General features: G+C 71.0%; 23 protein-coding genes and 1 pseudogene. 19 read left to right on the top strand and 5 right to left on the bottom strand.

Going from position 1 to position 24,301, the window contains the following annotated elements; all coding sequences use genetic code 11:
* Positions 1-25 precede the first annotated feature (25 nt).
* Together R3E98_18340 and R3E98_18335 are read right to left on the bottom strand one after the other, a co-directional pair.
* Positions 26-643 (bottom strand): hypothetical protein, encoded by a 618-nt coding sequence (locus R3E98_18340; GenBank protein MEZ4425364.1) that lies wholly within the window; start codon positions 641-643, stop codon positions 26-28.
* A complete protein-coding gene (locus R3E98_18335; protein MEZ4425363.1) occupies positions 640-1,776 on the bottom strand; it encodes a patatin-like phospholipase family protein in 1,137 nt (378 codons plus the stop codon). Before R3E98_18335 ends, R3E98_18340 begins: the two co-directional genes overlap by 4 nt.
* A 228-nt stretch (positions 1,777-2,004) precedes the next feature.
* On the opposite strand from R3E98_18335, the gene rpsO reads away from it, so the two are divergent.
* The 18 genes and pseudogenes from rpsO (at position 2,005) to R3E98_18245 (ending at position 22,204) form a co-directional block, all read left to right on the top strand.
* On the top strand, positions 2,005-2,265 hold the full coding sequence (rpsO, locus tag R3E98_18330) for a 30S ribosomal protein S15 (protein ID MEZ4425362.1): 261 nt from the start codon (positions 2,005-2,007) through the stop codon (positions 2,263-2,265).
* 177 nt (positions 2,266-2,442) lie between these two features.
* Complete coding sequence (locus R3E98_18325; protein ID MEZ4425361.1) at positions 2,443-4,569, top strand: polyribonucleotide nucleotidyltransferase; 2,127 nt, start codon at positions 2,443-2,445, stop codon at positions 4,567-4,569.
* 32 nt (positions 4,570-4,601) lie between these two features.
* Positions 4,602-5,876, top strand: coding sequence for a pitrilysin family protein (locus R3E98_18320; protein ID MEZ4425360.1), 1,275 nt, complete (start codon positions 4,602-4,604; stop codon positions 5,874-5,876).
* Positions 5,877-5,968: 92 nt separating this feature from the next.
* Positions 5,969-7,099, top strand: a complete 1,131-nt coding sequence (gene ald / locus R3E98_18315; protein MEZ4425359.1) for an alanine dehydrogenase — start codon at positions 5,969-5,971, stop codon at positions 7,097-7,099.
* A gap of 5 nt (positions 7,100-7,104) precedes the next feature.
* Positions 7,105-7,545: a dUTP diphosphatase gene (dut, locus tag R3E98_18310; GenBank protein MEZ4425358.1), complete on the top strand. Its 441-nt coding sequence runs from the start codon at positions 7,105-7,107 to the stop codon at positions 7,543-7,545.
* 156 nt (positions 7,546-7,701) lie between these two features.
* A complete protein-coding gene (locus R3E98_18305) occupies positions 7,702-8,736 on the top strand; it encodes a rod shape-determining protein (protein ID MEZ4425357.1) in 1,035 nt (344 codons plus the stop codon).
* Positions 8,737-8,752: 16 nt separating this feature from the next.
* Positions 8,753-9,682 (top strand): rod shape-determining protein MreC, encoded by a 930-nt coding sequence (gene mreC, locus R3E98_18300; GenBank protein ID MEZ4425356.1) that lies wholly within the window; start codon positions 8,753-8,755, stop codon positions 9,680-9,682.
* On the top strand, positions 9,679-10,164 hold the full coding sequence (locus R3E98_18295) for a hypothetical protein (protein MEZ4425355.1): 486 nt from the start codon (positions 9,679-9,681) through the stop codon (positions 10,162-10,164). The genes mreC and R3E98_18295 overlap by 4 nt, the downstream gene beginning before the upstream one ends.
* Positions 10,161-12,005, top strand: coding sequence for a penicillin-binding protein 2 (gene mrdA, locus R3E98_18290; protein ID MEZ4425354.1), 1,845 nt, complete (start codon positions 10,161-10,163; stop codon positions 12,003-12,005). The genes R3E98_18295 and mrdA overlap by 4 nt, the downstream gene beginning before the upstream one ends.
* A gap of 7 nt (positions 12,006-12,012) precedes the next feature.
* Positions 12,013-13,275: a rod shape-determining protein RodA gene (gene rodA, locus R3E98_18285; protein ID MEZ4425353.1), complete on the top strand. Its 1,263-nt coding sequence runs from the start codon at positions 12,013-12,015 to the stop codon at positions 13,273-13,275.
* 6 nt (positions 13,276-13,281) lie between these two features.
* Positions 13,282-14,103: pseudogene (gene accD / locus R3E98_18280) on the top strand (acetyl-CoA carboxylase, carboxyltransferase subunit beta).
* Between the two features lie 77 nt (positions 14,104-14,180).
* Positions 14,181-15,548 carry a Mur ligase family protein gene (locus R3E98_18275; protein ID MEZ4425352.1) on the top strand — a complete coding sequence of 456 codons (1,368 nt, stop codon included), beginning with the start codon at positions 14,181-14,183 and terminating at the stop codon, positions 15,546-15,548.
* 48 nt (positions 15,549-15,596) lie between these two features.
* Positions 15,597-16,883 carry a histidine--tRNA ligase gene (hisS, locus tag R3E98_18270; protein MEZ4425351.1) on the top strand — a complete coding sequence of 429 codons (1,287 nt, stop codon included), beginning with the start codon at positions 15,597-15,599 and terminating at the stop codon, positions 16,881-16,883.
* On the top strand, positions 16,880-17,185 hold the full coding sequence (locus R3E98_18265) for a hypothetical protein (protein MEZ4425350.1): 306 nt from the start codon (positions 16,880-16,882) through the stop codon (positions 17,183-17,185). Before hisS ends, R3E98_18265 begins: the two co-directional genes overlap by 4 nt.
* Positions 17,175-18,638: a proline--tRNA ligase gene (gene proS, locus R3E98_18260; protein MEZ4425349.1), complete on the top strand. Its 1,464-nt coding sequence runs from the start codon at positions 17,175-17,177 to the stop codon at positions 18,636-18,638. Before R3E98_18265 ends, proS begins: the two co-directional genes overlap by 11 nt.
* Entirely contained in the window at positions 18,638-19,903 is a 1,266-nt protein-coding gene (lysA, locus tag R3E98_18255) for a diaminopimelate decarboxylase (protein ID MEZ4425348.1), read from the top strand. Before proS ends, lysA begins: the two co-directional genes overlap by 1 nt.
* 7 nt (positions 19,904-19,910) lie before the next feature.
* Entirely contained in the window at positions 19,911-21,452 is a 1,542-nt protein-coding gene (guaA, locus tag R3E98_18250; GenBank protein ID MEZ4425347.1) for a glutamine-hydrolyzing GMP synthase, read from the top strand.
* Positions 21,449-22,204, top strand: a complete 756-nt coding sequence (locus R3E98_18245; GenBank protein ID MEZ4425346.1) for a TMEM175 family protein — start codon at positions 21,449-21,451, stop codon at positions 22,202-22,204. The genes guaA and R3E98_18245 overlap by 4 nt, the downstream gene beginning before the upstream one ends.
* Before the next feature lie 83 nt (positions 22,205-22,287).
* Here the strand turns inward: R3E98_18245 and R3E98_18240 are convergent, their stop codons facing one another.
* The gene (locus R3E98_18240; protein ID MEZ4425345.1) at positions 22,288-22,692 is read right to left on the bottom strand and encodes a RidA family protein; all 405 of its coding nucleotides are present in this window, start codon (positions 22,690-22,692) and stop codon (positions 22,288-22,290) included.
* 146 nt (positions 22,693-22,838) lie between these two features.
* Between R3E98_18240 and R3E98_18235 the strand changes: the two genes are divergently transcribed.
* Complete coding sequence (locus R3E98_18235) at positions 22,839-23,462, top strand: hypothetical protein (GenBank protein ID MEZ4425344.1); 624 nt, start codon at positions 22,839-22,841, stop codon at positions 23,460-23,462.
* 114 nt (positions 23,463-23,576) lie between these two features.
* Here R3E98_18235 and R3E98_18230 read toward each other — a convergent pair whose 3' ends face one another.
* Together R3E98_18230 and R3E98_18225 are read right to left on the bottom strand one after the other, a co-directional pair.
* Positions 23,577-23,933, bottom strand: coding sequence for a hypothetical protein (locus R3E98_18230; GenBank protein ID MEZ4425343.1), 357 nt, complete (start codon positions 23,931-23,933; stop codon positions 23,577-23,579).
* Positions 23,930-24,301: OPT/YSL family transporter (locus R3E98_18225; protein MEZ4425342.1), on the bottom strand; the 372-nt coding region annotated here is incomplete at its 5' end. The genes R3E98_18225 and R3E98_18230, both read right to left, overlap by 4 nt.

Below are 24,301 nucleotides of genomic sequence, written 5' to 3'. Positions count from 1 at the left end.
GCGCGCACCCGAGCCGGGCGAACGCTCAGGCTCGCTCGGGCTCGAGGCCCCGGGACGCGGCCCACCGCGCCAGGACCGGGGGAAGCGTCGCGCCGGGGCTCTCCAGGAGACGGACGGGGAAGGGGGGCTCCACGCCCACGTGCACGACCGGACGGCCGGCCCGGAGCGCGCGCCGGACCACCTGGCCCGTGCCGCCGGGACCGCGCTCGGCCGCGCCGTCCCACAGCGCCAGGACCACGTCCACCTGGCCGATGAGCGCATCCCCCAGCCGCTCGTACCCTGCGCTGCGCGCGCTCCCCGCTCCGCTGCCCTCCACCACGGACGTCCGGGTGGAACGCGCCAGCAGCGAGCGGAAGGTCCGCACCGAGGCGTCGTCCGTGAAATCCCGCTCGTAGTCCGCGGCGGGGAAGGGGAGCAGCACCACCAACCGGTAGCCGGCGTCCAGCGCGGTCCGGGCGGCCAGGCGATCGGCGCCTTCGGCCAGCGGAGACACCAGGACGGGCGGAAGGGCGGTGGGATCGGCCAGCCCCTCCAGCAGGTCGGCGAGCACCGCTTCCAGGCGGGTACGATCCTCTGCGACCAGCGCGGCGAGACGACGATGGCCCGTGACCCCCACCGTGAGGGGGGCGGGTCCGGAGCTCACCCGACCGACCGGGCGAACGCGTCGGGGAAGTGCTCGGTCCGCACCTGGACGTCCGCGGCGGCGTGTCCGACCCGGTCGAGGTCGGGGATGCCTTCCACGTTGGCCATCTTGCGCAGGGACTCGACGGCCCGGGCGCTGAAGTCCAGGCCGAGGCCCCCGAGCGCGTCCCGGTCGAGCGCGACGTTGTACCGCAGGTAGTGGAGCAGCGGCGTGGGCGTCAGCCGGTCCCCGGACAGGTCACCGATCTGGCTGTCGATGGGGGAGGCGGTGGGGCTGTTGGACATCCATTGCAGCATGGTCCGGTTGAGCTCGCCGGCATCGCTCATCATCTGGAGCATGAGGAGCGCCAGCCAATGCAGCTGCGTGTACTTCTTCAGCGCCTTCGGCGGGGCCTTGGCCTCGTAGCTGCCGGTCCCGACGGAGCAGAGCAGGAGCTTGTCCGCTCCGGTGGGCCAGCCCAGTCCGAATCCCTCCAGGGTGGCCACCATGAACAGCTGCAACGCGGGGTCGCAATGCATGCTGACCCCTCCGTCCACGAACGCGCCCCCCTCGCCGCCCCCGAGGTCGTCGATGTACTGCGGCGCGAAGTACGTGGGCGCGGCCGTGGAGGCGCGCACCACCTCCCACAGGGGAAGGTGCCGGTTCATCTCGTAGTAGCGGTGGCCGGGGATGTTCACGAGGACCCAGACGGAGGCGGTGTCCGCCCGCTTCGCGATCACCGTGAGGCCGACCTTGAGCCGGTCGCTGTCCAGCCGGGCGTCCCGGAACTCGGACTTGAGGAGGCGCGCCACGGCGCGCTCGTCGAACTTGGCTCCGAGCACGCGCCCGAAGGGGCCCAGCAGCGAGCGCTTGGGCTTGAACGCTTCCCGTCCCAGCGTGCGGTACATCTCGCGCAGGCGGCCCACCGGCCAGCCCATGGCCAGGGCGCTCGCGATGACCGACCCGGTGGAGGTGCCCCCGATCAGGTCGAAGTAGTCGCTGAGGACGAGGTCGGGGGCGCCGTGCTGCTCCCGCAGGAGCGCCTCGATCCGCTCCAGGTAGCCCAGGGTGATGAGGCCACGGATGCCTCCCCCGTCCAGGGCCAGGAGGCGCTTGGGACCGGGTTCGCCGAGCCGGGCTCGCAGTGCGCTCAAGGGATCCGCCTGATTCCTGCTGAGGGGCCGAAGGCCCGGAGTCTAGGGGCCGGCCGGCGAGCGGGGCAAGCCGGGGCACCCCCCTCCCCGGGATCCGGCCACCCCCCGCATCCGCGCCGGAGCCGTTGCTCCAGGTGATGGCTTCCCTTATGCTTCGGGGCTAGCAAAGAGACGGCCAGGACCTGGCTTCCCGTGCAGCGCAGACTCTCGGAGAGGCAACGCAAGACGATGGGAATCGACAAGACCGGCATCATCGAGAAGTACCAGCTCCACGACAAGGACCGGGGAAGCGCGCCGGTCCAGATCGCGCTGCTCACCGAGCGCATCAACTACCTGCAGAACCACTTCCAGGCCCACAAGAAGGACCATCACAGCCGTCAGGGCCTCATGAAGATGGTCGGACGCCGTCGCCGCCTGCTCGAGTACCTGCGGCAGACGGACCTCGAGCGCTACCGCAGCCTCCTCGCGGATCTCGGGCTTCGCCGGTAGGCATCTCCCGGAGCGGAATCCAGGGTGGATTCCGCTCCTCCCGTTTCCGGGGCGGTCCATCCGGCGGCCGCCGGTGACCCTCCCCGGGGCGACCACAGGAACGTTCCGCCCCCGAGCGCACGAAGAGCGTCCGCCGGGCCCGGAACCGTCAATCGGATAACGAACGACATGCACAGAATGGAACGAGAGTTCGCGGGTCGACCTCTCATCCTCGAGACCGGCCGTATGGCCAAGCTCGCCCAGGGCTCGTGCCTGGTGCAGTTCGGCGAGACCGTGGTGCTCTGCGCCGCGACCGTCCAGCCCAACCCCACGCACCTCCCCTTCTTCCCCTTGACCATCGAGTACCGCGAGAAGAGCTACGCGGCCGGGAAGATCCCGGGCGGCTTCTTCAAGCGGGAGGGGCGTCCCGGGGACAAGGAGATCCTGGCCGCGCGTTCGGTGGACCGCCCGCTGCGGCCGCTCTTCCCCGACGGCTTCATGCACGAGACGCAGGTCGCCTGCTTCGTGCTGAGCGCCGACCAGAAGAACGACGCCGACGTGCTGGCTCTTCTCGGCGCCTCCATCGCCCTCAACCTGTCGCCGATCCCGTTCCGCACGCCGGTGGCGTCGGTCCGTGTCGGCCGCATCCAGGGCACCTGGGTGCTGAACCCGACCTTCGAGCAGCTCGAGTACTCGGACGTCGACATCGTCGTCGCGGGATCCGAGACCGCCATCACGATGGTGGAAGGCGGCGCGGTGCAGGTCCCCGAGGAGGAGATCCTCGAGGGCCTGAAGATCGCCCACGAGGGAATCAAGGAGCTGGTGGCCTTCCAGAAGGAGTTCATCGCGGGTCACCAGGTGCCGGTCATGGAGTGGTCGGGCCGGCAGCCGTCCGCGTCGCTCAAGGACCAGGTCGAGGACCTGGCCCAGGCCCGCGTGGCCGAGGCGATGAGCCTGCGGGACAAGCAGGAGCGCAGCCAGGCGCTGGCCGCCATCCAGGAGGACGTGCTGGCCCAGATGGCCGCCTCCGCCGGGGACGAGGACGAGGACGGCGACGCCCTCACGCCCGAGGTGAAGGACATCCTGCGCGACATCGAGAAGAAGACGATGCGCCAGCGGATCCTGGAGCACGGCGAGCGCGCCGATGGCCGAGGCCTCGACGACATCCGTCCCATCCAGTGCGAGATCGGGGTGCTGCCGCGGCCGCACGGGTCGGCTCTGTTCACGCGGGGTCAGACCCAGGCCCTGGGCGTGGTCACGCTCGGGACGGCGCGGGACGAACAGCGCATCGACTCGATCGATTCGGCGGAGGACATCTTCAAGTCCTTCATGCTCCACTACAACTTCCCGCCGTTCTCCACCGGCGAGGCCCGACCGTTCCGGGGGACCTCGCGTCGTGAGACGGGGCACGGGAACCTGGCCGAGCGCTCCATCCAGCCCCTGCTGCCGGCCTACGACGACTTCCCATACACGATCCGGGTCGTCTCCGACGTCATGGAGTCGAACGGCTCGTCGTCCATGGCGTCGGTGTGCGCCGCCTCGCTGTCCTTGATGGCCGCGGGCGTGCCCATCAAGGGCGCCTGCGCCGGCGTGGCCATGGGACTCATCCTGGAAGGCGACCGGGTGGCGGTCCTCACCGACATCCTCGGACTCGAGGACGCGCTCGGCGACATGGACTTCAAGGTCGCGGGCACGTCCACGGGCGTGACGGCCATCCAGATGGACATCAAGGTCGAGGGGCTCACGTTCGACATCCTCGAGGAGGCGCTGCGGCGTGCCCACAAGGGACGCATGCACATCCTCGGCGTCATGAACGACACGATCGCCGAGCCGCGCAGCGAGCTCTCGCAGTACGCGCCGCGCATCATGACCATCGAGATCAACCCGGAGAAGATCGGCGAGATCATCGGGCCCAAGGGCAAGACGATCCGCGCCATCCAGGACGAGACCGGCGCCACGATCGACATCGACGACAGCGGCCTGGTCAAGATCGCCGCCGTGTCGGGAGAGGCCGGCCAGCGGGCCCGGGAGATGATCGAGGCGATCGTGCAGGAGCCGGAGGTGGGCCGCATCTACGAAGGCCCCGTCAAGAACACGACGACCTTCGGCGCCTTCATCGAGATCCTGCCCGGCACCGAGGGGCTGTGCCACATCTCGGAGCTGCAGGAAGGCCGCGTGGAGAAGACCGAGGACGTCCTGAAGAAGGGCGACATCACCAAGGTCAAGCTCCTCTCGATCGACGAGAAGGGCCGGCTGCGGCTCTCCCGCAAGGCGGCGCTCGCCGAGCTGGGCGAGTCCGCCGAACCGGCGGCGAGCGAGGCCTGACCTTGCCCGGCGGCGTTCCGGCCGCTCGCCCCATGCAGGAGACGCGGCTGGCCAACGGCGTGCGGGTCCTGAGCGAGACCATCCCGACGGTCCGCTCGGTGGCCCTGGGCGTCTGGGTGCGCCACGGCTCCGTGCACGATCCGGCCGAGCACCAGGGCGTGAGCCACCTGCTCGAGCACATGGTCTTCAAGGGCACCCGTCATCGGACGGCCCGCGAGATCGTGGCGGCGCTCGAGGGGTTGGGCGGCTCGATCGACGCCTACACCAGCCGCGAGCACACGGGCTACCAGGCCCGTGTGCTCGACGAGCACCTGCACGACGCGCTCGACGTGCTTGCAGACCTGGTGCTCGCGCCTCTGCTGCGGGACGAGGACCTGGAGCTCGAGCGCGACGTGGTGCTGGAAGAGATCTCCACCGTCGACGAGACGCCCGACGACCTGGTCTTCGAGCTGCACGGTGACCTGCTCTGGAACGGCCATCCGTACGGCCGCTCCATCCTCGGCACCCGCGACACCGTCTCCGCGATCGACGGCGCCTCGCTGCGCGCCATGCACGGACGGCAGTACTGCGGTGAGAACCTCGTGGTCGCCGCCGCCGGCCATGTCGAGCACGAGTCGTTCGTGCGCGAGGTGGAGCGCCGCTTCGGCGGGCTCCCCGCCCAGGCCCGGGTGACGGATGTGGCTCCGGCCCGACCCGCGGCGGGGCGGATGGCACACGTGCGTCACGACGGCGTCCAGACGCATATCGTCCTCGGCTCCCCCACGCCCGGCCACAGCGATCGGCGCCGCCACGCGCTGGTGTTGCTGTCGGCGGCGTTCGGTGGGGGGATGAGCTCCCGGCTGTTCCAACGCCTGCGCGAGGAGTTGGCGCTCGGATACGCCGTCTACTCGTATCAGTCCTTCAACCGCGGCGCCGGCGTCACCGGGATGTACCTGGGGACCCGGCCGGGATGGGAGGCGCGCGCGCTGGGCGCGATCCGCGCCGAGTACGCCGACCTCGCGGAGCGGGGGTTGGAGCCCACGGAGTTCGAGCAGATCAAGCAACAGGTCAAGGGCCAGCTGCTGCTCTCGCTCGAGTCCACCTCCTCGCGCCTGTATCGCCTGGCCGGTCACGCGCTGTACGACGAGCCGTTCCGGACGGTCGACGACGTGCTGGCGGACATCGACGCCGTCGACGCGGATACGCTCTCCGGCGTGGCAGCCGAGTTCTTTGCGCCCGCGCGGCAGACGGCCCTGTTGCTGGGCCCGGAGCCCCCGGGCTCCACGGCGGCGATGGAGGAGGCCTGGCCGGAGCTCGCGCTCCACTAGCGGTCGCGTACACGGGGTCGCTCCCGGGAGGGGCTCGCCGGTTTCCCGAGCCTGTCGGTCCCACAGCCACATCGAACGAGGACGATAGCCATATGCGGATCGGAGTGCCGAAGGAGATCAAGACCAACGAGAACCGCGTCGCGTTGGTGCCCGCCGGGGCCGAGTCCCTCGCGGAGCAGGGCCATGAGGTCGTGGTGGAAGCCGGCGCGGGGCTGGGCAGCGGCTTCAGCGACGAGCAGTACGAGCAGGCCGGCGCGCGCATCGAGGCGTCGGTGGACGCCGTCTGGGCCCACGCGGAGATGATCCTGAAGGTGAAGGAGCCCATCGAGCCCGAGTGGCCGCGCATCCGCGAGGACCACGTGCTCTTCACCTACTTCCACTTCGCCGCGTCCGAGCCGCTGACGCGGGCGCTGCTCGACACCGGCGCCGTGTCCATCGCCTACGAGACGGTCCAGCTGCCCAACGGCGAGCTTCCGCTGCTCACGCCCATGAGCGAGGTCGCCGGCCGCATGGCCATCCAGGAGGGCGCCAAGTACCTGGAGAAGTTCTTCGGTGGGAGCGGCATCCTGCTGGGCGGGGTGCCGGGCGTCCTGCCCGCCGAGGTGGTGATCCTCGGTGGCGGCGTGGTCGGCACCCACTCCGCGAAGATGGCCGCGGGGCTCGGTGCGCATGTGACCATCCTGGACGTGTCGCTGGAGCGCCTGCGCTACCTGTCGGACGTCATGCCGGCCAACGTGGACCTGCTCTACTCCAACCGCTACAACATCCGCAACTGCCTGCGCCGGGCCGACCTCGTCGTGGGCGCCGTGCTGTTGCCGGGCAAGAAGGCGCCGAGCCTGGTGACGCGGGCGGATCTGGCCGACATGCGGCCGGGATCGGTCATCGTCGACGTGGCGGTGGACCAGGGTGGCTGCGTGGAGACCATCAAGCCCACCACCCACCAGGATCCGATCTACACGGTGGACGGCGTGCTCCACTACGGCGTGGCCAACATGCCGGGGGCGGTACCCCGCACCAGCACGCTGGCGCTGACCAACGCCACGTTCCCCTACGCCTCGCGCCTGGCCAACCTCGGGTGGCGCTCGGCCTGCCGGGCGGACCGGGCGCTCGCCCTGGGGGTCAACACGGTCGCCGGGAACGTGACCTACCCGGGCGTGGCGGAGGCGTTCGACCTGTCCTGCCGCAACGTGGCCGATTTCCTGGCCGAGCCGCTGCAGGTCTGACGGCCATGCAGGTCCGCTTCCGCCGGCTGGGGCACAACCCCGACCTGCCGCTCCCGGAGCGCGCCAGCGCCCAGGCGGCCGGGTACGACGTGCGGTCGGCGGACGAGGGCTTCGTGCTGCAGCCGGGGGAGATCCGGGCGGTGGCCACGGGCCTCGCGCTGGAGCTGCCCGACGGCATCGAGTGCCAGGTCCGGCCCCGGTCGGGCCTGGCGCTCCGGCACGGCGTCACCATGCCGAACGCCCCGGGCACCATCGATCCGGACTACCGCGGGGAGCTCAAGGTGCCCTTGCAGAACCTCGGGCGCGAGGCCGTGCGGATCGAGCGCGGCGACCGCGTCGCCCAGCTCGTTTTCGCTCGTTTCGAGACGCCCGCGCTGCTCGAGGTCGACGCGCTCGCCGGCAGCGAACGGGGTGAGGGTGGGTTCGGGAGCACCGGTCGCGCGTGAGACGCGCGCCGCTCGCCCGCGCGTCGAGGTCCCCGACGGGTATCGTTCTTGCAAAGTGCCACACCCTCGGGTAGCTTCGGGCACCTTTCCTCGGGGTTCGGGTCCGTAGCTCGCACACACACGTTCGCGTCCAGACCAGCTGGAGAAAGAACGCCCTTGGCTCGCTGGTTCACTCCCGGACGCCTCTTTCCGGGAAACGACATCGCTGTCGATCTGGGGACCGCCAACACGCTCGTCTACGTGAAAGGCGAGGGGATCGTCCTCAACGAGCCCTCCGTGGTCGCCGTGGACAAGAACACGGGCCGGATCAAGGGGATCGGGCTCGAGGCCAAGCGCATGCTCGGGCGGACGCCCGAGGGCATCGAGGCGGTCCGCCCCCTGAAGGACGGCGTGATCGCGGACGTCGACGTCACCGAGATGATGCTGCGTCATTTCCTGACGCAGGTGACCCACCGCCGTATGCTGCGGTTGAAGCCGAAGGTGGTGGTGGGTGTGCCCTCCGGCATCACCGAGCTCGAGCGTCGTGCCGTGCGCTCCTCCGCGCTCACGGCGGGGGCCAAGGCGGTCTACATGATCGACGAGCCCATGGCGGCCGCGATCGGCGTGGGCCTCCCGATCGAGACGCCCACCGGCAACATGGTGATCGACATCGGGGGTGGGACCACCGAGATCGCGGTGATCGCGTTGTCGGGCATCGTGTCCAACACCTCCATCCGGGTCGGGGGAGACGAGCTGGACTCGGCCATCGTGACCTTCCTGCGCAAGAACTACAATCTCCTGATCGGGGAGCCCACCGCCGAGGCCATCAAGATCCAGATCGGCTCCGCCTTCGACTTCGGAGAGGAGCGCGAGATGGAGGTCAAGGGTCGCGACCTGGTCAGCGGCATCCCCAAGACCGTGACCGTGCATTCGCAGGAGATCCGCGAGTGCATCCAGGAGCCGATCCAGACCATCGTGGAAGCGGTCAAACGCGCATTGGAGATCACGCCGCCCGAGCTGTCGTCGGACATCGTCGACCGCGGGATCGTGATGACCGGTGGCGGCGCGCTGATCCGCGGGTTGGATCGTCTCCTGCAGCATGAGACGCACCTGCCCATCCACGTGGACGAAGAGCCTTTGACGTGTGTGGTGCGGGGCGCGGGGCGGGTGCTCGACGACTTCGAGAAGTACCGGAACGTCCTCACCGCATAGCGGCCGCGTCGGCGCCATGCCCCCGTACGCCGAGCCGCAGGAGCAACAGGGCCGCCGCCAGGTCCTGCACGCGCTCGGCATCGTCCTCTTCGCCTACGTGCTCAGCGTCCTGCCTCCCGGTGCGCAGGGCTGGATCGGCTCCGCGCTGCGCGTGACCGTCCTGGCGCCGTTTCTCTGGGTCCAGGGCTCTCTCTCCGATGCGCGCGTCCAGGCGCTCACGGCCGCGCAGCTGCAGGCGCAGGTGGATTCCCTGACCGCGCTGATGACCGCCAACGGCGGCGTCGTCGACGAGAACCGCCGTTTGCGTGCGCTGCTCGGCCTCGCGGCCCGCCGCAGTGTCGAGGTGGTGGCCGCCAGCGTGATCCGCACCGGCACGCCGGGGTCGGCCGGCACCTTCATGCTCGACGTGGGCATGGAGGACGGCGTCCGCGGCAACGCGCCCGTGATCGTGGCGGAGGGACTCGTGGGCGTGGTGCGCGAGGTGGCCGACGGGACGGCGATCGCGATGGATTGGACCCACCCCGACTACCGGGTGGGTGCGATGACGCAGGACGGTCAGCAGTACGGCATCATCGAACCCCGCCGCGGCGAGTTCGGCGAGCTGGACCGGATGCTGTGGAGCGGGGCCCCCTTCTTCTCCGTGCTCGAGCCCGGCACGCCGGTGGTCACGAGCGGAAGTGGCGGACTGTACCCGCGGGGAATCCCCATCGGCACGATCGAGGAGCAGGCCGAGGTGGAGGAGGGGTGGCGCCGGAGCTATTGGGTCCGGCCCGCCGTCGCGGCCGCGAGCGTCACGCACGTGCTCGTGGTGCTGTGGGGAGGGGGGGCCACGGGCGGGCCCAACCCGCCGGACTGGTGGGGCGCCGACCCCGAGGCCGCCGGCGACCCGGGGGCACCGCCGTTGCCCGCGCCGCGCCCCGGCGACACGGCCCAGGGCCGCCGATGAACGGGTCCGGAGGTCGGGTCGCGTTCGTGGCCGCGCTCCTCGTCCTCGCGCACCTGATCCTGCACGTCGCGCTGGGCATCGGTCGGGCTGCGCCCGACCTGTTCGCCGTCGCGGTCCTGCTGGCCTCGCGGCACACCGGCGCCCGCGGCGGGGCAGCGCTCGGCCTGGTCCTGGGGCTGCTCGAGGATGCCTTCTCGGTGCTGTCGTTCGGCGCGGGCGCGGTCTCGCTCGCGGCCATCGGCTTGCTCGGCGGCTCCACGCGCGATCTGTTCGTGGGGGACTCCCGGGTCTTCCGGACCACGTACCTTTGGCTCGGGGTCTGGCTGAAGAGCGTGATCTTCTGGGTGATGTCGTCGGCCCTGGCGCGCCCCGCGTTCGAGCGCGCCTGGTTCGTGGAGGCACCCCTCGACGCCCTCTATGCCACCGTCATCGGCCTGCTGGCGTTCGCGCTGGCGGGGATCGGAGGAAGCACGGACCGGTGAACCACGATCATCCCCACGAACGGCGGCGCCGCGCGCGCATCGCGGGCGGCATCGTGGCCGCCTGCCTGGGCGTGCTCGGCCTGGCCTCGTTCCGGCTCCAGGTGGTCGGCTCCGACCAGTGGGTGCTCCAGTCCGAGTCCAATCGCCTGCGCCCGCTGCCGCTGCCTCCCCCTCGCGGCACGCTCTTCGACCGCAACGACAACATCCTGGCGGAGAGCGTGCCGGGCTACGAGGTGACGCTCCTGCCGGGTCCGGCGGACAGCATGCATGCGGTGCTGCGGCGGATCGCGCCGTACCTGGAGCTGAGCGAGCCCCGCATCGAATCGTTGATGAACACGGTGCGGCGCTATCCCCGGCAGCCGCTGCTGGTGGAGCGCGACGCCTCCTTCGACGCGGTGGCGGCGCTCGAGGAACGGCGCGCCATGTTTCCCAGCGTGTTCATCGACATGCGGCCCAAGCGGAGGTATCCCGCCGGTGCGGCCACGGCCCACGTGCTGGGCTACGTCGGGGAGATCAACCAGAACGAGCTGGACCGCCCCGAGTTCGACGGCTACGAGCCCCGGATGATCGTCGGGAAGGAGGGCATCGAGCGCGCCTACGAGCGCCGGCTGCAGGGCCAGTACGGGGTGCGCTACGTGGAGGTGGACGCAGCCGGTCGCATCGTCGGCTCGTTCCGCGGCTACCAGGAGGAGTCGGCCGTGCCCGGCGGCGCCCTGACCCTCAACCTGGACCTCGACCTGATGGAGTGGATCCACCGCATCTTCCCCGACAGCATGCGGGGAGCGGTGGTCGCGCTGGATGTGGAGTCGGGGGGCGTGCTGGCGCTGTATTCGGCGCCGAGCTTCGATGCGAACCAGCTCGTGGGCACGGTGGACCGCGACGAATGGAACGCGCTGAACGGCGATCCGAACCGACCCCTGTACAACCGGGCCACGCAGGGGCTCTATGCGCCCGCCTCCACCTTCAAGCTGGCGACCGCCGCCGTGGGTCTGGAGCTCGGGCTGGTGACCCCGGAGGAGTTCATGCCGGAGCCCTGTCGCGGCGGGTACCGGTTCGGACGCGGCTACTTCCGCTGCCACAAGCGCGACGGGCACGGATACCTGGACATGGCCGGTGCCATCGCCAACTCCTGCGACGTGTACTTCTACCAGCTCGGCATCCGGATCGGGCTGCAGCGCTTCCTGGACGACGTGGGCAAGCTGGGCTTCCGGTCCGAATGCGGCGTCGATCTGCCCACCGAGGGGGAGGGGGAGATCCCGGCGGAGTTCTCCTGGTGGGAGCGCCGGTTCGGGTACCGGCCGACGGAGGGCGAGGTGATCTCGCTCTCCATCGGTCAGGGCCCCAACCGCCAGACCCCGATCAAGATGGCGCAGTTCTACCTGGCCATCGCCCGCCGCGGGGAGGCGCCGGCACCCCGGATCGTCCAGGGCGAGCCGGCCCCCGAAGGCCTGCGGCTGGACATCGCCCCCGAGACCATCGAGTCCCTCTGGGCCGGCCTGCGCCGGGTGATGGATCCGGGCGGGACGGGGCACATGTCCTCGCTGGAGCACTGGGACCTCTGGGGCAAGAGCGGCACCGGCCAGAACGAGACCGGCCGGGATCACGCCTGGTTCGCGGGCTTCGGCGGCCCGCTCGGCGGCGATCCCGAGATCGTGGTCGTGGTGCTGGTCGAGCAGGGCGAGAGCGGGTCCGGCACGGCCGCGCCCATCATGGCCAAGACCATCGACTACTACCTGCGCCGGAAGCACGACATCCCCGTCGACACCATCCAGACCCTGCGCGAGCACTACCGCGTGGGTCGCCCCGCGCCCTGGGTGCGGCGGTGGAGCGAGGGGGGCTGAGGCATCGATGGCCCCCCCAGCCGACGGATCGGTGCATGGCGCGTTCCGCCGCTGGGCGGGGGATCCGCCCCTCTTCGTCGCGCTCGCCCTGATCTCGGCGTTCGGGATCGCGATGATCTATTCGGCCGGGGTCCTGAACGTCCCGTCCTCGGTCACCCAGGGGGCCTGGATCCGTCAGGCCGTCTGGTTCGGGCTGGCGCTCGTCGCCTTCACGTTCGTGCGCCGGATCCCGCCCCGCTGGCTGGAGTGGTTCGCGGTCCCCGCCTACGTCATGGGCGTCCTCCTCCTGGCCGCGACGCTGGTCGTCGGGACCGGCGCCGGCACGGCCGCCGGCACCAAGAGCTTCCTGCAGTTCGGGCCGGTGCGGTTCCAGCCGGCCGAGCTCGCCAAGATCGCCACGATCCTGATGCTGGCCCGGATGTTGGGCACCCGCGAGGAGGCGCCCCGCTATCTGCGCGAGCTGGTCCCCGCGGCCGTCGTGGCCGCCGTGCCCCTGGGCCTGGTGGTGCTGCAGCCCGACCTGGGCACGGCATTGGCGTTCGTGGGCATCCTCTTCGCCACGCTCTTCTGGGCGGGCACCCCGTGGTGGATGCTCCTGCTGCTGGCCAGCCCCGGCGTGGGGCTCATCCTCACCTTCGATACGCGATTCTGGTCCGTGTACATGGTGGCGGTGGTCGTCTTCCTGTACGCCTTCCGCTACCGGATCTACCTGGTGGAGTCGGTGGCCGTGGTGCTCGGCAACCTGGCGGCCGGGACCGTGGCGGAGCCGCTGTGGAACTCCCTGGCCGACTATCAGAAGGACCGGCTGCTCGTGTTCCTGGATCCGACGGCCGACCCGCTCGGCGCCGGGTACCACCTGATCCAGTCGAAGGTGGCCATCGGCTCGGGCGGGTTCGTGGGCAAGGGCTTCACCCTGGGCACGCAGAAGCGCCTGGACTTCCTGCCCGAGCAGCACACCGACTTCATCTTCAGCGTGATCGGGGAGGAGCTGGGCTTCGTCGGCACCACGCTTCTGCTCCTGGCGTTCGCGTTCGTCCTGCTGCGCCTCGCCCGTCTGGCCGAGGACCGCGCGCCCACCGCATTTGCCGGGGTGGTCATCTTCGGTATCTTCGGCTCCTGGCTGGTCCACATCTTCGTCAACGTGGGCATGACGATCGGGGTGGTTCCCGTGACCGGGATCCCTCTCCCGTTCGTGAGCTACGGCGGCACGTTCCTGCTGATGTCCTGGCTCTCCGTCGCCGTCGCGCTCCGTGCCCTCGAGGAGGACTAGGGAAGGGTGGCAGCGTGGTTCCGGCGCCCCAAGGGGCCGCTCAAGAAGCAGGAGAAGCGGGACGTCCCGGCGGACGTCTTCGACAAGTGCCCCGGCTGTGGCGAGATCCTGTATACGGAGAAGCTCGCCAAGAACTGGGGCATCTGCCCCACCTGCAGCCACCACACGCGCATCAGCGCCGAGCGGTATCTCGAGCTGCTCCTCGACCCGGGGTCGTTCGTGGAATGGGACGCCGACCTCCGGAGCGGCGACCCGCTGGAGTTCGCCGACCTCAAGCCCTACGCCGACCGGCTGCGGGCGGCCGAACGCAAGGTGGGTCGCAGCGACGCCGTGATCACCGGGGAAGGCACCCTGGACGAGCGCCCCGTCGTCGTCGCCATCATGGACTTCCGCTTCATCGGCGGCTCCATGGGCTCGGTGGTGGGAGAGAAGATCGCGCGCGCCGGACGGGCCGCCCTGGAGCGGCGCACCCCGTTGATCGTGCTGTCGGCCTCGGGGGGCGCCCGCATGATGGAGGGGATCTTCTCCCTCATGCAGATGGCCAAGACCTCCGCGGTGCTGGCCCGCCTCCACGAAGCGGGCCTTCCCTTCGTCTCGGTGCTCACCGATCCCACCACCGGGGGCGTGACCGCCTCGTTCGCCATGCTGGGCGATGCGATCTTTGCGGAGCCGCACGCGCTCGTCGGCTTCGCCGGTCCGCGGGTGATCGAAGAGACCATCCGCCAGGAGCTGCCGGAAGGGTTCCAGCGTTCGGAGTTCCTGCTGGCCCACGGCATGGTGGACCGCGTCGTGGATCGACGCGAGCTGAAGGCCGCCATCGCGCGCCTCTTCGCGCACGTGCTGGGCGCCTCCGTGGCGGGGGACGTCGCGGCACCCGGGCAGGCCTCGCACCGGATCGCCTCCGCCTGAGCCGCACCCCCGATCCGCCACAGACCACGCGGGGACCGATCGATCCGGCCACCCGCACCCTTCTGCACGACCTGTTTCCCGGCCGCCTGGCGCCCTCCGAGCGTTGGGGGCTGGGGAAGACACGCGCGCTGCTGGAGGCCATGGGGCGCCCCGAGCGCGCCTTCGCCTCCGTCCACGTGGGCGGGACCAACGGCAAGGGCTCCGTGTCGGCGCTCGTGGCGTCCGCCCTGCGCGCGGCCGGACACCGCGTAGGCCTGTACACATCGCCGCACCTGGTCCGGTTCGAAGAGCGCATCCAGGTGGACGGACGGCCCCTGGCCACGGACCTCCTGCAGAGCGTGGCGGGCCGCCTCGCGCCCGCCGTCGACGCGTTCGATCCCGCCTTCTTCGAGGCCGCCACCGCCCTGGCCTTCACCGCCTTCCGCGAGGAAGGCGTCGAGATCGCGGTGGTGGAGGTGGGGCTCGGCGGGCGGCTGGACGCCACCAACGTGCTGGAGCCGCTGATCGCGGGCGTCACCAACGTCGGGCTGGATCACGCCGAGTTCCTCGGGGACACCCACGCCAGCGTGGCGCGCGAGAAGGCCGGGATCGCCAAGCCGGACGTGCCGTTCCTGACCACCGAGGCCGACCCGTCCGTGCGTGCCGTCCTGATGGAGCGGGCCCGGGCGCTCGGCGCCCGGACCCTCGCGGTGGATGCCTCCGAGCTCGGCGACCTCCGCTGGACGGGGCGCGGGCTGGACGCGCGGGTGGAGCGCAGCGGGTGGGGAGCCCTGGACGTGTGGACGCCGCTGCCGGGAGCCCACCAGGCCCTCAACCTGCTCCTGGCGGTCCGCCTGCTGGACCTGCTACCGGAGCGCTGGCGACCGGACCGGGATGCGCTGCAGCAGGGGCTCGCCCGCACGGTGTGGCCCGGTCGCCTGGACCTGCGCACGGTGCGGGGGCGTCCCTGGCTCTTCGACGTGGCCCACAATGCCGAGGGGATCGAGGCGCTGGCGCGGGCGCTGCCCACGTTCGGGTTGCCGCGCCCCACGCTGGCGCTGGTGGGGATCCTGGGCGACAAGCCCTGGCGGTCGATGCTGGAGCGGCTGGGTCCGCTCGTCGACCGGGCGCTGCTGGTGGAGCCCCCGTCCGCTCCGGCCTCCCGTCGCTGGGTGCCGCGCGACGTGGAGGCGTGGCGGGGGCGTGCCGACCTTCCGGGGGTGGTCTGGGGGGGTGATCTGGCCGCCATGTTGGACGCCGTGGGCCCCGACGTGGCGAGCGTGCTCGTGACGGGCTCGGCGCACACCGTGGGCGACGCCTTCGGGCTGCTCGGGATCGAGCCCTGGCCGGTGGCGGCGGAGGCCGACGATCCCGACGCCGTGTGAGCGGACGCAAGCATTGTCCTTTGTCCTCCACACTTTAGATTCGCGCCCATGACGGAGGCTGCCAGCATCGGACGCCTGCCGGGGTTCCGGGATTTCCCCCCGGAGGCGATGGCGGCTCGCACACGGATCTTCGACGCCTGGCGGCGGGTCGCCCGGCGCTACGGCTTCGCGGAGTACGACGGCCCTCCGCTGGAGCCGCTCGAGCTCTACGTGCGCAAGAGCGGTGCGGAGATCGTGGAGCAGCTCTACGCCTTCACCGACAAGGGCGGGCGCGACGTGGCCCTGCGGCCGGAGATGACTCCCTCGCTCGCCCGGATCCTGGCCGAGCGCAGCCGGGCGCTGCCGAAGCCCATCCGCTGGTTCGCCATCCCGCAGCTCTTCCGGTACGAGCGCCAGCAGCGCGGGCGTCTGCGCGAGCACTTCCAGTGGAACGCAGACGTGGTGGGCGAGGCCGGCGCCGGCGCGGACGCCGAGGTGCTGTCGCTCGCCGTCGACGGGCTCCGGGAGCTGGGGCTGGGGTCCGAGGACTTCATGGCGCGCGTGAGCGACCGCCGCCTCCTGTCGGCCCTCTTCGCCGCGCTGGGCATCTCCGCGGAGCAGACGCCCGCGACCATGTCGGTGATCGACCGCCTGGAGCGCGAGGGGCCCGGACGGGCGGCCGAACGGCTGCGGACCGAAGCCAATCTGGGCGACGCCGCCGTGCGGGACCTCCTGGGTCTGTTCGAGACGCCCGGGCTGGAGGCGGCCACGGCCGCCTTCGGGAGCCGCGACGACGTCGGGGAGCGGCTGTCCGCGCTGGAGGGCTATCGGGCCGACCTGGAGGCGCGCGGCCTCGGCCCGTTCCTCTCCTTCGACCTCCGCATCGTGCGCGGCCTGGCCTACTACACCGGCATCGTCTTCGAGCTGTTCGACCGCAAGGGCGAGCTGCGCGCCATCTGTGGCGGTGGGCGCTACGACCGCCTGCTCGAGCTGGTGGGGGGGGAGTCCCTCCCCGCGGTCGGTTTCGGGATGGGGGACGTGGTGCTCGGCGAGCTCCTCAAGGACCGCGGCCTGGATGCGTCCACCCCGGACGGTGTGGACCTCTTCCTCGTCGCCACCGGCCCGGAGCAACGCGCGCTCCTGCTCGAGATCGCGACCGCGCAGCGCGCGCGGGGACGGAGCGTCTCCTACGCGTTGGGCGCCGACTCGGTGCGGCGGCAGTTCAAGGCTGCGGGGACGGCAGGGGCCCGCGAGGTGATCGTGCTCGGCCCGGAGGAGACCGCGCGCGGCCAGGCCCGCGTGAAGGACATGGCGTCGGGCGGAGAGCGCGATGTCGCGCTCTCCGAGTTGCGATGAGCCGGGAGGACTCGCACGAGGAGGCCTTTGGAGGCACGCGGCGGGACATGCAGCGTGCCATCCGTCGGTTCGGTGTGCTCGAGACGGTGGTATTGGGCCTCGCGATGATCCTGGCGATGGTCGGCGGTGCGGTGCTGGCCGGCCTGCTCTCCCGGGCGGGGCTGCCCTTCCGCACCACCTGGGTGGTCTGTTCGGTCCTGCTGTTCGCCGTTCCCGCCGTGCTGCAATTGCGCATGGCCGGAGAAGGCACGTCCACGGGTTCAACTTCGATCAAGCCGAGTGAGCACGACGATGGCCGATGAGAAGGCTCTGACCCCACGCGCCGAGGACTTCAGCGCCTGGTACAACGAGGTGGTGCTGCGCGGGGAGCTGGCGGACTACTCCCCGGTGCGCGGCAGCATGGTCATCCGCCCCTGGGGATACGGCATCTGGGAGCGGATGCAGCGGGCGCTCGACGACCGCTTCAAGGAGACCGGTCACCAGAACGCCTACTTCCCGCTGCTCATCCCCATGAGCTTCATCGAGCGCGAGAAGGAGCACGTGGAGGGCTTCAAGCCCGAGCTCGCGATCGTCACGCACGGCGGCGGCAAGGAGCTGGAGGAGCCGCTGGTCATCCGACCCACGTCGGAGACCATGATCTACGCCATGTACGCGAAGTGGGTGCAGAGCTACCGGGATCTGCCCATCCTGCTCAACCAGTGGTGCAACGTCATGCGCTGGGAGCTGCGCACACGGCTGTTCCTGCGGACGGCCGAGTTCCTGTGGCAGGAAGGGCACACCGCGCACGCCACGGAAGGGGAGGCCCAGGAGGAGACGCTGCGCATCCTGGGCATCTACCGGTCGTTCATGGAGGAATGGATCGGGCTGGCGCCGGTCACGGGCCTCAAGAGCGAGTCCGAGAAGTTCGCGGGGGCGGTGCGCACCTACGGGCTCGAAGCCCTCATGCAGGACAACAAGGCGCTGCAGGCAGGCACGTCCCACATGCTGGGGCAGAACTTCGCCCGCCAGTTCGACCTGAAGTTCCAGTCCGAGCAGGGTCAGGAGGAGTACGCCTGGAACACGTCGTGGGGCGTCTCCACCCGGATGATCGGCGGGATGGTGATGACGCACGGGGACGACAAGGGCATCGTGGTCCCGCCGCGCCTGGCCCCGACGCAGGTGGTGATCCTGCCCATCTACCGCAACGACGCGCAGCGCACGCCGGTCGTGGAGAAGGCCGAGGCCGTCCGGGCCGCGCTCACGGAGGCGGGGGTGCGGGCCCACGTGGATCTGCGCGACCACCTCTCGCCGGGCGCCCGCTTCTACGAATGGGAGCGCAAGGGCGTGCCTTTCCGCATCGAGATCGGGCCCAAGGACCTCGAGAAGGGCCAGGTCGTCGTGGTGCGTCGCGTCGAAGTCGACGGCGAGGATCGCAAGCTCTTCCTGCCCGAGGCAGAGGCCCTCGCGCGCCTCCCCGAGCTGCTCGAAGGCCTCCAGCGGTCGCTCTTCGAGGGGGCTCGGGCCCGCCGCGAGGCGAACTCGGTACGGGGTGGCATCGACTCGGTGGCTGCGCTGGGCGAAGCGTTGGACGCCGGGGCCGGGTTCGTGTACACGGGCTGGAGCGGGGACCCCGCCGTGGAGGCGCGGGTGAAGGAGGAGACGCGGGCCACCGTGCGCGTGATCCCGGGCGAGGAGTTCCGCTCGGCGCAGGCGCCCACCCGATGCATCGGCGGGGGCGAGTCGCGGATGGAGGTCATCTGGGCTCGGGCCTACTGATGGAGGCGTTCCCCCGCCGGAACGGCGTGCTGCACGCGGGTGAGGTGCAGCTCGATGCGCTCGCCGACCGCTTCGGGACGCCCCTCTACGTCTACGATGCCGCCATCATCCGCGACCGCTACCGACAGGTCACGGAGGCATTCGCCGAGGCCCGGCCGCTGATCGCCTATTCCGTGAAGGCGAACGGCAATCTGGCCCTGCTCCATCTGCTCGCGGAGCTGGGCGCCGGGGCGGACATCGTCAGCGGCGGCGAGTTGTACCGCGCCACCCGGGCAGGCGTCCCGGGAGAGCGCATCGTCTTCGCCGGGGTGGGGAAGACGGAGGCCGAGATCGCGGCTGCCCTGGAGGCGGACATCCTGGCCTTCAACGTGGAGAGCGTCGAGGAGCTGGAGCGCATCGAGGCCACCGCGGCCCGGATGGGGCGGGTGGCGGGCATCGCGGTGCGGGTCAATCCCGACGTGCTCTCCCCGACGCCGCACGAGTATACCCGCACCGGGCACGCGGACACCAAGTTCGGCGTGTCCCTCGCGGAGACGCCCGCGCTGTATCGGCGGGCCAAGGCCAGCCCCCATCTGGAGCCGGTGGGGATCGACATGCACATCGGCTCGCAGATCACCAGCCCGGAGCCCTACGCGCGGGCGCTGGCCCAGACGCTGACCATCGTGGACGCGCTGGAGCGCGAAGGCATCGCGCTGAAGGCCTTCGACCTGGGGGGTGGCTTCGGGGTCTCGTACCAGGGCGAGCCCGCCATGCCGCTGCGCGCCCTCGCCGAGCTGGTGATCCCACCACTGCGCGAACGGGGCCTGTGGTTGATCCTGGAGCCGGGCCGCTTCCTCGTCGCCGAGGCCGGCATCCTCCTCACCCGCGTCCTGGCGGTGAAGCGTGGCGCGGCCAAGCGCTTCGTCGTCACCGACGGGGGCATGACCGAGTTGCTGCGGCCCAGCCACTACGGCGGCTATCATGCGATCGAGTCGGTCTCCGATCCCGACGGCACCGGCGCCGAGCAGGTGGACGTGGTCGGCCCCATCTGCGAGACCGGGGACTTCCTGGCGCGTGACCGCACCATGCCGGTGCCCGGCGTCGGCGAGCTCCTCGCCGTGCGGATGGCCGGCGCGTACGGGTTCACCATGGCGTCCAACTACAACGCCCGGCGCCGTCCGGCCGAAGTCCTGGTGGACGGACGGCGTGTGACCCTCATCCGCGAGAGGGAGACGTTCGCGGACCTCGTGCGGGGCGAGCACATCCCCGAGCCCGATCCCACCTGAGAGGCCCGTGCACGATCGCATCCTGATCATCGACTACGGATCGCAGTTCACGCAGCTGATCGCGCGCGCCGTCCGGGAGGAGCACGTCTACTGCGAGATCCATCCTCCCACCCGGGACCTGGCCTGGATCCGGGAGTGGGGCCCGAAAGGGATCGTGCTGGCCGGGGGCCCTTCGTCGGTGTACGGGGACGACGTCCCCACCCTGGATGCCGGGCTCCTCTCCGCCGGTATCCCCATCCTGGGGATCTGCTACGGCATGCAGCTCGTGGCGCACCTGGAAGGCGGGCAGGTCATCGCCGGCAAGCGGGAGTACGGCCGGGCCGACCTGCGGCTCAGCGAGCCCAGCCCCCTCTTCGGGGGATTCAGCGCGGAGACGCCCATCCAGGTCTGGTGCTCGCACGGCGACCACGTGGACCGGCCGCCTCCGGGCTACCGCACCATCGCCTCCACCGAGTCCCTGCCCGTTGCCGCGTTCCGGGCGGAGGATCGGCCGATCTACGGCGTTCAGTTCCACCCGGAGGTGGCGCACACGCCCGAGGGCGGGCGCATCCTGGCCAACTTCCTCTTCGACGTCTGCGGGTGTGAGGCGTCGTGGACGGCCGGCACCTTCATCGAGGACACGGTCGCGTCCATCCGCGAGCGTGTCGGTGGGCGTCAGGTGATCTGCGGTCTGTCGGGCGGCGTGGATTCATCCGTGGCCGCCGCCCTGGTCCATCGCGCCATCGGCGACCAGCTCACCTGCGTCTTCGTGGACACGGGCCTGCTGCGCAAGACGGAGCGCGCCACCGTGGAATCCACGTTCCGGCAGCATATGGGCATGCGCCTCATCGTGGAGGATGCCTCCGAGCGCTTCCTCGATCGGCTCACGGGCATCGTCGATCCGGAGCAGAAGCGCAAGCGGATCGGGGAGACCTTCATCCGGGTGTTCGAGGAAGTGACGGCGCGCGACGTGGGCGAGGCGGACTTCCTGGTGCAGGGGACACTCTACCCCGACGTGATCGAGTCCCTGTCCGTGAAGGGCCCCTCCGCCACCATCAAGACGCATCACAACGTGGGGGGTCTGCCGGAGGACATGCGCTTCCAGCTGATCGAACCGTTGCGGGAGCTCTTCAAGGACGAGGTGCGGGCGGTCGGCCGCGAGCTGGCGTTGCCCGAGATGTTCGTGGGTCGCCACCCGTTCCCCGGTCCGGGTCTGGCGATCCGGGTGCTGGGTGAGGTCAGCGAGGCGCGGCTCGCCGTGCTCCGCGAGGCGGACGCCATCTACCTGGAGGAGATCCGCGCCGCCGGGTTGTACGATCACATCTGGCAGGCCTTTGCGGTCTTGCTGCCCGTGCACTCCGTGGGCGTGATGGGAGACGCCCGCACCTACGAGAACGTCGTGGCGCTGCGCGCGGTCACGTCCCGGGACGGGATGACGGCGGATTGGTTCCCGTTCCCGCACGACGTCCTGGCGCGGATCTCCACGCGGATCATCAACGAGGTCGCCGGCGTCAACCGCGTCTGCTACGACGTGAGCTCGAAGCCGCCCGCCACCATCGAGTGGGAGTGAGCGCGGAACCCGACCCGCTCGCCACCGTGCCACGCGACCGGAGCGGGTTCCGGCCGCGCGGCCTGGAGACCACGCGTCTGGAGACCTTCACGGACGCGGCCTTCGCCTTCTCGCTCACGTTGCTCGTGGTGTCGCTCGAGCCTCCCACGGACTTCGCGGCTCTGGCGCGGGCACTGCGCGACGTGCCGGCATTCGTCATGAGCGGCGCGCTGCTGATGGTCTTCTGGTGGGGGCACGAGCAGTGGAGCCGCCGCTACGGACTGGATGACGGACCTGCCGTGCTCCTCAGCACCGGTCTGGTGTTCACGGTGTTGATCTACGTCTATCCGCTCCGCTTCGTCTTCGGCCTCATGCTCTCCTGGCTGTCCCAGCTCACGGGTCTGCCGCTCGGCTCGCAGACGGTCGCCGTCACCGGTCCCGAGGACGTCAACCGGCTCTTCCTGCTCTACGGGGTGGGCTTCACCGCCATGTGCGGGTGGCTGACCGGGCTGTACGTGCATGCCTGGCGTCGCCGGGACGCGCTGCGGCTGGATGCCGTCGAGGCCTGGGAGACCCGCGCGGGTGCCGGGAGCTGGGCCCTCCTGGGCTCGACCGGGCTGTTGTCGATCCTCATCGCGGCGATCGTTCCTCCGAGCTACCTGGGGCTGCCCGGCTGGGCGTACATGCTCTCCGCGTTCCTGATGCCGGCGTACGCCCGCTGGGCGGACCGTCGTCGGCCGTCGCCGGCCGGGGCCGCGCCTCCGGGGCCCTGATCCGATCGGGGGCGCCGGTCCCGGACGGTCGGTCGGGAGCTCCGACGGGCCGCCCCAGCCCGTCCGAGCTGGCTCGTCCGGCGTCAGTCCAGCACGGCGTCCGCCTCGATCTCGACCAGCATCTCCGGCTCGATGAGGGCCCGCACCTCGACCAGGGTGGTGCAGGGGGGATGGGCGCCGAACCGCTCCCCGTGCGCCCGTCCGACCTCGCGCCAGCGGCCCATGTCGGTCACATACATGCGGGTCCGCACCACGTGGCGCAGCTCACCGCCGAGGGTCCCGAGCGCCCGTTCGATCAGGTCCAGGCACCGGACCGCTTGCGCGTAGGCATCGCCCGGCGCGTGGACGGCCCCCTCGTCCGTGACGGGCGCCGTGCCGGTCACGAAGATCTGGGCCCCGACGCGCAGCGCCCGGCAATAGCCGATGGGGCCCTCCCAGGGCGCGCCGGAGAAGGCGCGGGTGCGCTCGTCGGCGGTCCGGGTCTCCATCGGCTCCATTCGGTGGCCGGGCGTGGGCGTCTCCATGGAACTCCGGGGCCAGGGGTTCGTCGGCTGGCGGGGATCTTGCTCCGCGCCCGTCCGGGTCGGGGCCGCCGGGCGCGGTCCCGCAGGAGCCACGGTACGGAGGGCCACCGATGCGGGCGAGGGTCGTGGGGGTGCTGCTCGTCGTGGTGGGGCTGGGCGTCCCGGATCGGGCCACGGCCCAGGTGGCCTGGGACAGCCCACTCCTGCTGGCCCCGGGCTCCCCGGCCGGCCTGCAGGTCTTCCTGATCGACGCGGACGCCTCGGACGGCATGGGCGCCCTGGTGCACTACCGCCGCGGCCGGGCGCCGTCCGGTCTGGGGTTCCGGGTCGGCGTCACCGAGGAGGTCCAGGGGGAGGCCGTCGTGTTCGGGGGTGTGGACTTCTCCGGCCCGCTCACCACGGCCGACGAGGCGTTCCCGCTGGACGTCCTGTGGGTCGGGGGTCTGGGCGCCTCCGTGGGCGAGGACGTCCTGGTCAGCGTGCCGGTGGGGCTGAGCCTGGGCCGTCTGATCCAGAGCCCGGACGTGCGCATCCTGCCGTACGGAGGGCCCCGGATCGTCCTGGATGGCTTCCTGGGAGACGAGCCCAATCGCGAGGAGGTCGGGATCGACGTCGTGGTGGACGCAGGCGTCGACCTGGCCTTCGACACCGGATGGGCCGTGCGCTTCGGGCTCACGGTCGGGGACCGTCAGGCCGTCGCGATCGGGGCGAGCTTCGGGTCGGGCCTGCGGTAGGGAAGCTCCGCACAGGAGGGGACACCCGATCCGGAGCCGCCCGGCCCTTCGTGCGTCTCCGCGGATCCGATCCGCCCTCGCGCTACCCGACCCCCAGCTCGCGCTGTCCGACCCTCAGCTCGCGCTGTCCCCGCCCTGCGCGTGGATGGCGTCCCGCTCGCGCCGGAAGCGGACCTCCACGCTGTCCCAGATCTGGGCGATGTAGGGCACGTCGGTGCCGTGCTGGTCCACGAACTCGAGCAGGTCGTCCGGATCCACACCGTGCTCCGCCAGGATCCGCTCCCGCTCCTCGGGCGCGATCTCCAGCCCGGCGCTGCTCAACCCCGCGATACGCAGGTCCACGTACGTGTCGATGAACACGTCGGCGCTGATGGTGCGCGCCGGGCCGCCGGGGTCGCTGGAGTCGCAGGCGAGGAGCAATCCCGCCCCGGCCGCCGCCGCCAGGAGTCCGCGGGTGACGGCACGTCTCATCGGGCCTCCATGGCACGGGTGGCCGCACGCCAGAGCAGGCCGCACAGCCCCACGAACACCAGCGTGCCGATCACCGGCGACGACCAGGCGGTGAACTCCGACCAGTGGTGCCCGATCACCCACCGGTCCGCGTTGGACGGATCGCCCGTGAAGCGGGTCACGCCGTAGATGGCACCGCCGATCAACACACCGACCAGGGCGGCTCCGGCGATGAGGCCGGATGCGTACAGGACGCCCTGCTCGCGCTTCTCGGCCAGCACCTCCACCCCGTCGGCGTCCGTGCCTGCGCTCTCGTAGCGGCGCGTCAGGGCCTGTCGCATGAGCCCGCCCACGAAGATGGGGGTCATGAGCGAGATGGGCAGATAGAT

The sequence above is a fragment of the Gemmatimonadota bacterium genome (assembly GCA_041390125.1).
In the GTDB taxonomy this organism is placed as follows: Bacteria; Gemmatimonadota; Gemmatimonadetes; order Longimicrobiales; family Gaopeijiaceae; genus JAGQIF01.
The sequence above is the reverse complement of the archived record's forward strand: the minus strand, read 5'-3'. Positions and strand labels throughout refer to the sequence as shown.

Excerpts from the sequence above, each read along its gene's own strand:
- rpsO (MEZ4425362.1), top strand. The coding sequence starts at position 2,005 with ATGGGAATCGACAAGACCGGCATCATCGAGAAGTACCAGCTCCACGAC.
- R3E98_18325 (MEZ4425361.1), top strand. The coding sequence starts at position 2,443 with ATGGAACGAGAGTTCGCGGGTCGACCTCTCATCCTCGAGACCGGCCGT.
- R3E98_18320 (MEZ4425360.1), top strand. The coding sequence starts at position 4,602 with ATGCAGGAGACGCGGCTGGCCAACGGCGTGCGGGTCCTGAGCGAGACC.
- ald (MEZ4425359.1), top strand. The coding sequence starts at position 5,969 with ATGCGGATCGGAGTGCCGAAGGAGATCAAGACCAACGAGAACCGCGTC.
- dut (MEZ4425358.1), top strand. The coding sequence starts at position 7,105 with ATGCAGGTCCGCTTCCGCCGGCTGGGGCACAACCCCGACCTGCCGCTC.
- mreC (MEZ4425356.1), top strand. The coding sequence starts at position 8,753 with ATGCCCCCGTACGCCGAGCCGCAGGAGCAACAGGGCCGCCGCCAGGTC.
- R3E98_18295 (MEZ4425355.1), top strand. The coding sequence starts at position 9,679 with ATGAACGGGTCCGGAGGTCGGGTCGCGTTCGTGGCCGCGCTCCTCGTC.
- rodA (MEZ4425353.1), top strand. The coding sequence starts at position 12,013 with ATGGCCCCCCCAGCCGACGGATCGGTGCATGGCGCGTTCCGCCGCTGG.
- hisS (MEZ4425351.1), top strand. The coding sequence starts at position 15,597 with ATGACGGAGGCTGCCAGCATCGGACGCCTGCCGGGGTTCCGGGATTTC.
- R3E98_18265 (MEZ4425350.1), top strand. The coding sequence starts at position 16,880 with ATGAGCCGGGAGGACTCGCACGAGGAGGCCTTTGGAGGCACGCGGCGG.
- proS (MEZ4425349.1), top strand. The coding sequence starts at position 17,175 with ATGGCCGATGAGAAGGCTCTGACCCCACGCGCCGAGGACTTCAGCGCC.
- lysA (MEZ4425348.1), top strand. The coding sequence starts at position 18,638 with ATGGAGGCGTTCCCCCGCCGGAACGGCGTGCTGCACGCGGGTGAGGTG.
- R3E98_18240 (MEZ4425345.1), bottom strand. The coding sequence starts at position 22,692 with ATGGAGACCCGGACCGCCGACGAGCGCACCCGCGCCTTCTCCGGCGCG.
- R3E98_18235 (MEZ4425344.1), top strand. The coding sequence starts at position 22,839 with ATGCGGGCGAGGGTCGTGGGGGTGCTGCTCGTCGTGGTGGGGCTGGGC.
- R3E98_18230 (MEZ4425343.1), bottom strand. The coding sequence starts at position 23,933 with ATGAGACGTGCCGTCACCCGCGGACTCCTGGCGGCGGCGGCCGGGGCG.